This window comes from Paraburkholderia silviterrae, from assembly GCF_004353915.1.
Classification (GTDB): domain Bacteria; phylum Pseudomonadota; class Gammaproteobacteria; order Burkholderiales; family Burkholderiaceae; genus Paraburkholderia; species Paraburkholderia silviterrae.
The window spans coordinates 709,549-721,318 of the sequence record NZ_SMRP01000002.1 but is presented as its reverse complement, the minus strand read 5'-3'; the positions used below and the strand labels follow the sequence as shown (position 1 = coordinate 721,318).

Below are 11,770 nucleotides of genomic sequence, written 5' to 3'. Positions count from 1 at the left end.
GACGTCGCCAGCGAGGTTCGAGATGTTCGAGTTCGTGGCGTAGAGCTGGGAGCCGTTGACAGCGTCAGTGCTGGCTACCGAAAGGTCACCGTTGGCGACGTTATGCAGTGCGACCGGTGCGCTGGCCTTTGCGCCACCGAGCGTCACCGAATTGTGCGCCGACGAGTCGTAGACCACCGCATCGGCGAGCTTGCCGTTGATGTTGGTGATGTCGCCCTGGATGTTGGTGACGTCGCCAGAGAGGTTCGAGATGTTCGAGTTGGTGTCGTAGAGCTGCGCGCCGTTGACGGCGTCGGCGCTGACAGGCGACAGCACACCGTTGGCGACGTTATGCAGTGCGACCGGTGCGCTGGTATTGGCTCCGCCCAGGGTGACGGAGTTCTTTGCCGGCGAGTCGTATTGCACCGCGTTGCCGATGCCAGAAGAGATGGCATAGAGCTGCGAGCCGTTGACGGCCTCCGTGCTGTCCGCCGAAATCTTGCCCGGCGCGAGTTGCACGATCTTCTGGTTGCTCATCGTGACGACGCTGTCGAACGTCGTCGGGCCATAAACCATGACGCTCGCGCCGCGGATATTGAGCGTGCCATTCGTGTAGCCGGCCACCTGCGCCGTCGATGCGCCGAACCCGTAGCCGCCCTTCGTATCGGCCGCGTTGTTCAGCGAGAAGGCGAGGCCGTCGCTTGTGCCCTTGCCGTCGGTCGAGCAGTCCAGCGATTCGCTGCCGCCGCTGTAGCCCCACGCGTACCCCTTTGCGCCCGAGCAAATCTCAAGGCCGCCTTGGCCCACAGTTCCAACTGGCGCGGCAAATGTTGAACCAGATGAGAGGCTTGTTGCGAGTCCGACAGCCCCAGTGGCGAGGACGGCGAGGCGGCGTGAAGATTTGCGGTGAGCCGTGGCGGTTTCGGGCGCCGCGACCCAAGTTTGGTCTGTTTCGCTCCAGACTGAGCGATAGGTCTTATTCATTCAGGAAACCATATTAGAGTTGATTTTAGTCCGCGCATGCGCCTCTGACATCCTGGTGAATGCCTGGATCTCGAAAAAAAAGCCAAGTTTTGGCGATGCGTTGCGCAACTCTATTGGTGGAACACGGGTGTCAGGAATACGAATATTCTTAATTCGGGTTCGAATCTGTTATCAATTCCGGATGGCGAATTTTTTTGTGCATGGGGCATGCGCAATTATTTTTACAGCTTGACGGAAGAGATAAATCAATATTCTTATTAATGTGATCAGCAAAGCCAATTAATTAAGAATATTGTGGATTTATGTAAATTATTATGAAAATATGTCAACGATGGATTGGATTTAATTCCACCTGTTAAGATAGCCGCGCCACCAAAACGGGGTGGTTTTCACCTATCCATTGGAGAACCAGAAATGGAAAAAATCGATCGCGGCCAACTCGCCAACGCCAAACTCGCAGGCGGTTGCTGCAAGTCCAAGAACCAGCCGCAGCCGGACCCGACGCCGGTTCCGCGCTAATCGCCTGAGCTGAACGAAAGGGGGGACGCCCCCTTTCTGCTTTTTGGACGAGAGCTCGTTCCGACTTCGTTGGGCCATGCATATGACCGCCGGCGTACTTTCGCAATCCCTCAAACGTCTTTCCGCACGACTCGCGAGACGGCGGCTGGCGCTGCGCCGAAGGTTGCTTGCGTGCTTGCCTTTCGCGGCGGTCGAGCGAATTGCACTCGCCAACTGGATGATCCGGGCGGCCTATGACGGCCGGCTTCGTGCGACTGGCGTGTCGCGCTACGAGACTGGGCGCATCGACGTCGGCCTCGCGCGCGCAGATGCGTTGCGCACCATGAGCGCAAACGTGCGCGAAGCGTGGCTCGACGAACGCATTTACGCCGGGCGCGCGCTGCGCCGCGACGCGTGGCCCGATTTGCGTGCTGCCGCACATCAACTGGCTTCGCGGATCAAGCAGATCAAGGCAAACGAACCCGGTCGTGTCGTGGTGCTCTCGCCATTTCACTACGTATCGCAATACGCGAACATCTATGTGGTAGACGAAGTGCGCCGCATGTTGGGTCTGGAGTCGATGGCGGTCGTGTCCGGTGTGCCGCGAGACATTTACGGCAACGACGCTGCGATGATTCCTTCGCTTCGCGTCCTCTACACCTACGATGAAAAAGGTCGCGAAAGCCGCAACGGTTTGGGTTTGCGGGTCATACGCGCACTGCGTCGTGACGGCGTAGCGGTGGTGTTTTCCGACGTTCCGCCGTTTACGCTGGCCAAATATCCTATGGAGACGGTCGGTGTGACGATCGGCAGCAAGTCGGCGCGCTTGCACAACGGCGTCTTCAGACTCGGCACTCCCGTGGATGCGCTTTTGCTGCCGTTCTATCTGAGCTTTGAGAAAGGGCGCTTCGGCATGAGGATGTTCGAGCCCATCGCACTTGCCGATGCCGCCGCGCCGCAACGTCTCGCCAACAATATCGAGACTGCGCGCCGCGAGAATTATCCGCATTGGCTCTACGCCGGGCATCCGTCGGTCTATCACTTCGCCGCGACCCGTTAGGAATCGTTACAAATAGCCGCGTGAGCAGACCAATCGGCGCATAGCGCCGGAGAATACACGATCGGCCGGCACGACCGGTCGCGGGGATTTATAACAACGTGGAACCGATTTATCTTCCCGAGTTCCGGGATATCCGCTGGCGCTGGATTGCCTATGCGGCATCGACGATCGTCGTGCTGGGCGTTGCATTTGCCTTTACGCATGAAGTCGAACTCAAGCAGGACGTGCGATGCGAGATCGTGTCGCCTGCGGAAATCAAGATTCAAGGCGCGAGCGGACTGATCTCGTCGATCTACGTTCGGCCACCGGAGCAGGTGAGTGCCGGCCAGCCGCTTTTTCGCGTCGAGCGCGATTTGTCGCTCGCGAGTGACGGTATGCGTCGGACCGTATTCGACGCCCAGGTGCGCGACGAGGAGCGTCGCGCCGCTGACGCGCGCTACACCCAGCGGCATGTCGATCTCACGAGCCAGCTCGCCACGTCACGCACGAACGAAGCGAGCCGTCGCGCCGAGCTTGCCGAGCTGGACGTGCAGGGCGCGCAGAACAGTCTGCTTGTGAGCGAGGCGCAAAAGAAGCTCGCACGCCTCGAATCTGTTTCGGACTATGTCGCCGCCGACCGTGTCGAGCAGGCGCGCGCGGACCTGCATCAGAGCCGTATCGCGCGTGCGGAGGCGTCCTCGCGTCGGCAGCAGACGGTGGCGGCGCTTGCCGACCTGCAGAACAGTCAGACCTCGCTCACCGCGCAGCTCAACGAACTCGAAGCGAGCCATGCGCGCGATCTTCAGGAAGCGGATGCGCGCTTTGAGCAAAACCGCCGCGACGCGACTATTTCAGCACCGAAAGCGGGCACGGTGACGTTCTCGCGTCTCGTGCAGGGGAGCACGCTTCAGCCCAGTGACGTCGCAATGGTGATCGTCACGGATCCGACACAACCCTTGCGCGCCGAATTGCGCATTCCGTCGCGCCGCCGCGGCTTCGTGCACGAGGGGCAGACGGTGCGCCTGAAGTTCGACGCGTTTCCCTATGCGCGCTTCGGCTCATACGAAGCGCGCATCGACTCGATTTCGCGCACGACGGTAGCCGCAGCGTCGGCTCCCACCGGGCCGGAAGCTGCCGCGGCCGCTGGCAACGGCGGCACGCCGCCGGACCAGGGCGACGAGTACGTCGCGTGGGTCACGCTGCCCGGTCATACGTTCCATTACGGCTCGCAGCGTTTCGACATTCTGCCGGGCATGCAGGCGACCGCGAGTGTCGTCGTCGAGCGGCGCACCATCGCCGAATGGGTGCTCGAGCCGCTGTTCAAGATCGTGCGAGGCTGAAATGCAGGTGATTTACCAGAACGAAGTCGCCGAGTGCGGCTACGCGTGTCTTGCCATGGTGCTCACGCATTTCGGGCGCGCCACGGAGGTGCGCGAGCTTTCGGCGTATCGGCCGATCTCCGCGAACGGTCTTTCGCTGATGGACCTGTACGATACGGCAACCGATTTCGGCCTCGAAGTCCAGGCGTTCCGCTTCGACGCGTCGCAGGTCGGCGAAATCAAGCGCGGCTCGATCATCCATTTCGGCGGTGCGCATTTCGTGGTGTTCGAGCGCGCGACGCGCAACTACGTCACCTTGCTCGATCCGGCGGTCGGACGCCGGCGTATTGCATTGGACACTTTCCTCGCTTGCGTTTCCGGCTATCTGATCGAATGCGCGCCAACCCCGGCGCTCACGCAGATCAAGCGGCGCTCACGGGTGCCCGCTGCGCTTGCGCGCCTGCGTGCGCTCAATCCGCAACTGCGGGGTCAGTTTGGGAAGATTCTCTTCGTTGCGCTCGGGGCGCAGTTTGCGATCCTCGCGCAGCCTTATTTCGGCTCGTTCGCGCTCGATCATGTCGTGGCCGCGGACAATCTCGAGCTGCTCAACGTGCTTGCGCTCACCTTCGGGACGATCTTCCTCGTCGGCGCGCTCAGCCAGTATGTGCAGGGCGTGCTCGTCGAGCTGCTGTATGCGCGCATCAGCGTGAATTCCACGGAGGGGCTCTTTGCGCACCTGCTGCGCGTCCCTATCGCCTACTTCGAGAAGCGCAACGTCGGTGACATTTTCACGCGCTTCAAGTCCCAGGAGGAGATCAACGTATTCGGCTCGCGTCAGGCCGTGTCGTTCTGCATCGACGTGACGGTCGGTTTGCTCGCGATGCTTTTGATGTTCGTTCAGAACGCCAAACTATCCGTCGTCGTGCTGGTGATCTTTGCTGTCTACATCATTGTTTCAGGGGCGATCTTCGCGTCGATGCGCGACGCGCACGCACGCGTTCTGCAGGAAGGGGCCCGTTGCGACGACGCACTCTTCGAGACCGTGCGCGGCGCGTCGCTCATCAAGCTTTCGCAAGGCGAGACGCGCCGCGTGGCGCGTTACATGGAGCTCTTTCGCACCTATGCCTCGGCGCTGTTCCAGAGCAGCCGGCTTTCGGCCACGCGCGACGCGGTGCTCAAGCTGCTCATGCACGTGGAGACGCTCGCCGTCACCTGGTTCGCCGCGAAGCTGATGCTGGGCGGCGTGCTCTCCGTCGGTGCCTTCTACTCGTTCATGATCTACAAGGCGCTCTTTTCCGAGCGGATCGCCGCCACCATCAATACGGGCTTTGCGTACTACATGCTGAGCGTGCCCGTCGCCCGGGTCGACGATATCGTCGCCTGTGAGCCGGAGCGCTATACGGCGCTCGCTGACATGCACAAGACCGTCGAGGTGCGCGAATTCGAACGCATCGGCGTGCGCAACGTGACTTTCGCTTATGGCGTTTCAGACCAGCCCGTGCTCGCGGGGGCGAACATCGATATCGCGCGCGGCGACAAAATCGTCATCACCGGACCGTCGGGCGCGGGCAAGTCCACGCTCTTCAAATTGCTCGCCGCTTCGGAAGTGCCGCAGCAAGGCGAGATCACGCTCAACGGGATTGCATGGCCCAATCTGAGCGTCGACGAGATCCGCCGTCACGCCGTCCACATGCGGCAGGGCGACATCATCCTGCACGGCTCGATCGCCGACAACATTTCGCTGTTCGAAGGCAATCCCGACGAAGCGCGCATTCTCGCGCTGCTCGATGAGGTCGGGCTGCTCGAGGACGTGATGCGCTTGCCGATGCGCACGCGCACGATCATCAGCGATTCTCTTGCGAATGTCTCCGCAGGGCAGCGGCAGCGATTGCTGCTGGCCCGCGCGCTGTATCAGCGGCGCGAGCTGCTGCTGCTCGACGAGCCGACTTCGAATCTCGACCCCGTTGCCGTGCGGCGCATATCGGCGCTGCTCCAGCGACTCGATCGCACGGTCGTGGTCATCACGCACGACGTTGCCATGGCCGAGGGCTTCGAGAAGCACTACCGGCTCGTCGATGGCGCGTTCGTGCGTGTCGAGCGCGAGCACGCCGGCGCCGCGATGGAGGGCATGGCATGAGCGGCGCTCGTCCACGGCGCGCCGTGCGCGCGATCGCGTTTGCCTGCCTCCTGCTCGTGAGTGGGGCGCGCGCCGCGGACCTGCTTTCCGTGGTCGACGACGCGCTCGACCACGACCCGTCGCTCGCCGCCTCGCGCGCGGCTTCACGCGCCGCCGCACAGGCCGTCCCCAAAGCGCGCGCGGGACTTCTGCCTCATGTCACCGGCGGATGGGGCCGCGCCTATAACGGCATCGTGACCGAGGATTTCCCGACCCAGCACTACTGGCAAAGCGGCTGGACGATCGGGCTGACGCAGCCGCTCTTCAACTGGGCGAGCTGGACCGCTTACCGGCAGGCCGACTACGAGGTGGCGCGTGCCCACCTGCAGGCGGCCAGCGTGACGCAGGACACGATCCTCGCGGTGGCGCAGGCGTATTTCGACGCGCTCGCCGCCGGCGACGAAGTGGCGCGGGCGACTGACTATTCGCGCGCGCTCGATGCGCATCTCGCGCTGGTCATGCGCGCGAAGGCGGCCGGAGAGGCGACGCTCATCGACGTGCAGGACGGCGAGGCGAGCCGCGCGCAGGCGCAACTGCAGTTGCTCGACGCGCAGAGCCAGGCGCGGCTCGCGCGCGCGGCGCTCGAGCGCCGCGCCGGCAAGAACGTGGAGACGCTCGCACCGCTGCCGTCCGGCGGCGCACCGAAGTTGCAGCCTCCCGACGTCGAGCCGTGGGTCACGCAGGCGCAAACGCAGGGTTATACGGTGCAGATCGGCGAGGTGGCGCTGCAGATCGCGAAGTTCGAGACCGAAAAGGCGCGCGCGGGACGTTATCCGACGGTCGATTTGCAGGTTACCCACACGCCGGCCGGCGCTGCGGGCGGCTATTCGAGACCCACGACGACGACGACCGGCATGGTCTCGGTCACGATTCCCATTTTCTCGGGCGGCGAGATCACGGCGAAAGTTGCCGAGGCGACGGCGCTGGAAGACAAGGCTCGCGATGAGCTCGACGCGGCGGTGCGCGACTCGGGCGCCGGCGCGCGCGATGCGTGGCTGCGCGTGAGCGCGGGCGAGGCGCGCGTGAAAGCGCTGGAGCAGGTCGTGGGGCGTGCGCAGACGGCGCTCGACGCGACGCGCATTGGCTTCGGCGTGGGTAGCCGCACGAGCCTCGATGTGCTGCGCGCGACCGACACGCTCTATGCGAGCCGGCGCGACCTGATTCGCGCGCGCTATGACGCCGTGCTCGCTTTGCTCAAGCTGCTCTCGCAAACCGCCACGCTCGATCTCGACGCAGTCGGGCGCATCAATGCGCAGCTCTTTGCCGGGGGCGGGGTGCAAGAACGCGGGCAGGCGACCAGCGCGGCAATGCCGGCGCCGCCAGCGCAGCCGGTGCCAGCCACAGGAAGCCAGGCTGATGCCGTCAAGACGCCGGCGCGCCACGACGTGAATGCTGTAGAGAAAATCGCCAGCGGTCCGCGCGCAGCCGTAGCAGCGACGTCGCGCACTGACGCGCCGGTGGTGCGGGATGCCGGTCCTCGTTTGCCCGTTCTCGCGCGACCGACGGCGCAAAGCGAGGCACCCGCCGTGCCGAAGCGCGAGGCGACGTTGCCGCCGCAAAGCGCCATCATGGCCGCGCCAGTGCCAGTGCCAGTGCCAGTGCCAGTGCCAGTGCCAGTGCCAGTGCCAGTGCCAGTGCCTGCGCTCGCGCTCGCGCTCGCGCCATCGCCATCGCCATCGACTGCGCTAGCGACATCGGCATCGCCATCGCCATCGACATCGACATCGACATCGACATCGACATCGACATCGACATCGACATCGACATCGACATCGCCGCGGGCACCACGTGTGCTTTCTGCATCGGATATGGCACCCGCGGTGCCGGTCCTGCGTAATGCTTACGTGCCGCTCGCTCCCTGAGCGTTGCGCACTTGCGCCGCTTACCAGACTGTACCGACCAAAGAAAAAAGCCCGAAGCGTAGCGCTTCGGGCTTTTTTCGTGTTGCCAGGCTGCTTGAGCCGTGACTGCGGCGATTACTGCTTCGCTCCGCCTTCGAACCACGCGGCAATCTTTTGACGCTCGTCGTCGGTCATGTGCGTGACGTTGCCGAGCGGCATGGCCTTGAGCGTGACAGCCTGCTGATACAGCCGCTGGGCGTTCTGCGAGATCTCGTCGGGCGTATCGAGCATCACGCCGGCGGGCGCCGAGCCCATCATCGTCGGGTGTGCCGAGTGGCAGGTCGCGCAGCGCTGCGTCAGGATCGGCTGGATGTCCGAGATCTTGAGCGTCGGGGCGTTCGCGGCTTCGGCTTGCGGCACGACCGGGCGCGGCAGCGTCCAGACCAGCGCGACGAACATCAGCACCACACCGCCGATCGGCAGATACCACAGCTGCTGACCACGGTGACGCATCACGAAGAACTGGCGAATCAGCGCGCCGGCCAGCATGATCACGACGAGCACGGCCCAGTTGTAGGCGTGCGAGTAGGTCATCGCGTAGTGGTTCGACAGCATCGCGAACACGACGGGCAGTGTGAAGTAGGTGTTGTGCACCGAGCGCTGCTTGCCGCGCTTGCCGTAGATCGGGTTCGGCGTTTCGCCCTTGAGCATCGCCGCGACCATCTTGCGCTGACCGGGGATGATCACGAAGAACACGTTCGCCGACATGATCGTCGCCAGCATCGCGCCCATGATCAGGTACGCTGCGCGGCCCGAGAAAATGTGGCAGGCGAGGTAGGCTGCGATCACGACATAGATGCCGACGCACACGCCGAGCAGCTTGTCGTTGGTGCCGAGCACGCGGCACAGCGAGTCGTAGACGATCCAGCCGGCGGCGAGGAAGCCGAGCGCCGAGAAGACCGCGACCACGGGGCCCATGTCGAGCACGTTCTTGTCGATCAGGTACGTGTTCGGCGCCATCAGGTACAGCACCGTGAACAGCGACGCGCCCGAGAGCCACGTCGTGTACGAGGGCCACTTCGACCAGTGCAGGTCGTCCGGCATTTCAGGCGGCGCGACGGTGTACTTCTGCATGTTGTAGAAGCCGCCGCCGTGCACGTGCCACAGCTCGCCGAACACGCCGCGGCGGCGCTGGTTCGGGTCCGTAGGCGGTTTGAGGCTGTTGTCGAGCGCGACGAAGTAGAACGATTCGCCAATCCAGGCGATGGCCGCGATGACGTGGAACCAGCGCAATGCGAGGTTCAGCCAGTCGGTAATAAAGCCTTCCATGAAACTCCTCCACTCCTGATTCGTTGCGCGCGGACGGCGATGCGTCTCGCGCTGACTGGGGGGCGGCGCGCAGGACCCGGATGATCCGGCCTCGCGCCAAACGCCGTGAGAAAGTTCGGCGCCGCAAAAGCGGGGCGTCGCTTGCGCGCGCTTGCCGCCAGTCTCGTTGCTATGCTGTTATGCGTTTTTGGTTGCGCAGGACCGCTCAGCTACCGCGATAGGTGCTGTACGCCCACGGCGAAACGAGCAGCGGCACGTGGTAGTGCGCGCCGGTGTCGGCGATGCCGAAACGCAGCACGACGCGGTCGACGAAGCGCGGTTCCGGCACTTTGGCGCCAAGCGCGGCGAAGTAGTCGCCGGCGTGGAACACCAGTTCGTATTCGCCCGTGACGAGTGCCGTGCCTTCGAGCAGCGGTTCGTCGCAGCGGCCGTCGTGGTTGGTCGTGACGGTCTTCAGCGCACGGCGTGCCTCGCCGTCGAGCGCATAGAGTTCGACCTTGATGCCCGCGCCGGGACGGCCGTTCGCGGTGTCGAGCACGTGGGTAGTCAGCTTGCCCATTCGCAGTTTTCCTTGTCTTTTCCTGGTGTCATTGCGAGGTTTCGGCGGTAGCCCGATCCGTTGAATCCGAAGATTCTTGCGGCGGATCGAGGCTCCACGTCAGCTGTGGCTACATACCCGTCGGCGGATCGAAGCGAGCGCCGTGCACGCATTTTAAGAACGATTGCGGCATAAGCGCGCGAGCGATAGGAAAGATAATGCCGGCAGCATGTGCCTCGCGCTCCGGGCCTTGCTCCATGGGGCTTTCGGGCCTGTTCCGTGTTCGGGTTTTCACCCATGGCAGCATCGTAAACCTGCCAAAAATCGACCTTTATATGAATCGCGTGAATTTGGGTATCTCGTCTGGGCGAATTGTCAGCGTATTTTTGGCCACGGAAGGTAACGCTCATGCGCGGCTCGCCGGAAGGTGTGCCGCGCGTCCCGAAGACGGCGCCAGGCGCTGGGTAACCGGGCCAGCGGCGTCTGCAGTCGGGACGCGTCGGCACCGGGTTCCCCGATGGCCGGCGCGTGCGGCGAGGGCGTCTGCTTCACATTCACGGTATCTCAAACGCGGTGTACCGCGCGCCAACCCGCGCGAGGCGTGCACCGCGGCAAGACAACGGAGCGAACAGACACGATGGAACCCACCAACCGCACATCGCGCGCCCAGAGCGCAGCGCAGGGCACAACGCAAGGCCGCGGCAAGACCCTGCTGGTGAAGAACGCCGACATGCTGGTGACGATGGACGACGCGCGGCGCGAGATCCGCGGCGGCGGCCTCTATGTCGAAGACAACCGCATCGTCGCGGTCGGCCCGAGCGACGAGTTGCCCGACACCGCCGACGAAGTGCTCGACATGCGCGGCCATCTGGTGCTGCCGGGGCTCGTCAATACGCACCACCACATGTACCAGAGCCTCACGCGTGCCGTGCCCGCCGCGCAAGACGCCGAGCTGTTCGGCTGGCTCACGAATCTCTACAAGGTCTGGGCGAACCTCACGCCCGAGATGATCGAGGTCTCGACGCTCACGGCCATGGCCGAGCTGCTGCTTTCGGGCTGCACGACCTCGAGCGATCACCTTTACATCTACCCGAACGGCAGCCGTCTCGACGACAGCATCCGCGCCGCGCAGCAGATCGGCATGCGCTTTCACGCGAGCCGCGGCAGCATGAGCGTCGGCCAGAAGGACGGCGGCCTGCCGCCGGACTCCGTGGTCGAAAACGAAGACGCGATTCTCGCCGATACCCAGCGCCTCATCGAGACCTATCACGACGAGGGCCGGTACGCGATGCTGCGCGTCGTGGTGGCGCCGTGCTCGCCGTTCTCCGTGAGCCGCGACCTCATGCGCGAGTCGGCGACGCTCGCGCGCCACTATGGCGTGTCCATGCACACGCACCTCGCGGAAAACGTCAACGACATCGCCTATAGCCGGGAAAAGTTCGGCATGACGCCCGCCGAGTACGCCGAGGATCTGGGCTGGGTGGGCCGCGACGTCTGGCACGCGCACTGCGTGCAGCTCGACGAGCACGGCATCGGCCTGTTCGGGCGCACCGGCACCGGCGTCGCGCATTGCCCGTGCTCGAACATGCGGCTGGCCTCGGGCATCGCGCCCATCAAGAAAATGCGGCTCGCGGGTGTGCCGGTGGGCCTGGGCGTGGATGGCTCCGCCTCGAACGACGGCGCACAGATGGTGGCCGAGGCGCGTCAGGCCATGTTGCTCGCGCGCGTGGGCTTCGGCCCTGACGCGATGACCGCGCGCGAAGCGCTCGAGATCGCCACGCTGGGCGGGGCACGCGTGCTGGGCCGCGACGACATCGGCGCGCTCGCACCGGGCATGGCCGCCGATTTCATCGCCTTCGACCTGAACCAGCCGCTCTTTGCCGGTGCGTTGCACGATCCGGTGGCGGCGCTCGTGTTCTGCGCGCCGTCGCAGGTCGCGCTCTCGGTGATCGGCGGGCAGATCGTCGTGAAGGAAGGCGTGTTGCAGACGGTCGAACTCGGACCCGTGATCGAGCGGCATAACCGGCTCGCGGGGCAGCTCGTGCAGTCGGCGAGGTAAAGGGTAGA

Annotated in this window: 7 protein-coding genes and 2 pseudogenes; 5 read left to right on the top strand and 4 right to left on the bottom strand. The window is 64.1% G+C overall.

The genetic code is table 11. From position 1 onward, the window contains the following. Together EYW47_RS42410 and EYW47_RS42650 are read right to left on the bottom strand one after the other, a co-directional pair. Positions 1 to 786: pseudogene (locus tag EYW47_RS42410) on the bottom strand (hypothetical protein); the annotation flags it as partial. A 48-nt stretch (positions 787 to 834) separates the two neighbouring features. Continuing rightward, positions 835 to 963: pseudogene (locus tag EYW47_RS42650) on the bottom strand (ESPR domain-containing protein); the annotation flags it as partial. A 694-nt stretch (positions 964 to 1,657) separates the two neighbouring features. On the opposite strand from EYW47_RS42650, the gene EYW47_RS07435 reads away from it, so the two are divergent. The 4 genes from EYW47_RS07435 to EYW47_RS07420 all read left to right on the top strand — a co-directional run bounded on the left by EYW47_RS07435 (position 1,658) and on the right by EYW47_RS07420 (position 7,857). Next, complete coding sequence (locus tag EYW47_RS07435) at positions 1,658 to 2,521, top strand: hypothetical protein (RefSeq protein WP_240763579.1); 864 nt, start codon at positions 1,658 to 1,660, stop codon at positions 2,519 to 2,521. Positions 2,522 to 2,619: 98 nt separating this feature from the next. Next, positions 2,620 to 3,840 (top strand): HlyD family secretion protein, encoded by a 1,221-nt coding sequence (locus EYW47_RS07430; protein WP_133194181.1) that lies wholly within the window; start codon positions 2,620 to 2,622, stop codon positions 3,838 to 3,840. Between the two features lies 1 nt (position 3,841). After that, a complete protein-coding gene (locus EYW47_RS07425) occupies positions 3,842 to 5,956 on the top strand; it encodes a peptidase domain-containing ABC transporter (protein ID WP_133194180.1) in 2,115 nt (704 codons plus the stop codon). Then, entirely contained in the window at positions 5,953 to 7,857 is a 1,905-nt protein-coding gene (locus tag EYW47_RS07420; RefSeq protein ID WP_205710030.1) for a TolC family outer membrane protein, read from the top strand. The genes EYW47_RS07425 and EYW47_RS07420 overlap by 4 nt, the downstream gene beginning before the upstream one ends. 114 nt (positions 7,858 to 7,971) lie before the next feature. On the opposite strand, the gene EYW47_RS07415 is transcribed toward EYW47_RS07420, so the two are convergent. Together EYW47_RS07415 and uraH are read right to left on the bottom strand one after the other, a co-directional pair. Continuing rightward, positions 7,972 to 9,165 carry a urate hydroxylase PuuD gene (locus tag EYW47_RS07415; RefSeq protein ID WP_133194179.1) on the bottom strand — a complete coding sequence of 398 codons (1,194 nt, stop codon included), beginning with the start codon at positions 9,163 to 9,165 and terminating at the stop codon, positions 7,972 to 7,974. Between the two features lie 205 nt (positions 9,166 to 9,370). Next, complete coding sequence (uraH, locus tag EYW47_RS07410) at positions 9,371 to 9,724, bottom strand: hydroxyisourate hydrolase (protein WP_133194178.1); 354 nt, start codon at positions 9,722 to 9,724, stop codon at positions 9,371 to 9,373. 616 nt (positions 9,725 to 10,340) lie between these two features. On the opposite strand from uraH, the gene EYW47_RS07400 reads away from it, so the two are divergent. Then, positions 10,341 to 11,762 (top strand): 8-oxoguanine deaminase, encoded by a 1,422-nt coding sequence (locus EYW47_RS07400; protein WP_133194176.1) that lies wholly within the window; start codon positions 10,341 to 10,343, stop codon positions 11,760 to 11,762. Positions 11,763 to 11,770 lie beyond the last annotated feature (8 nt).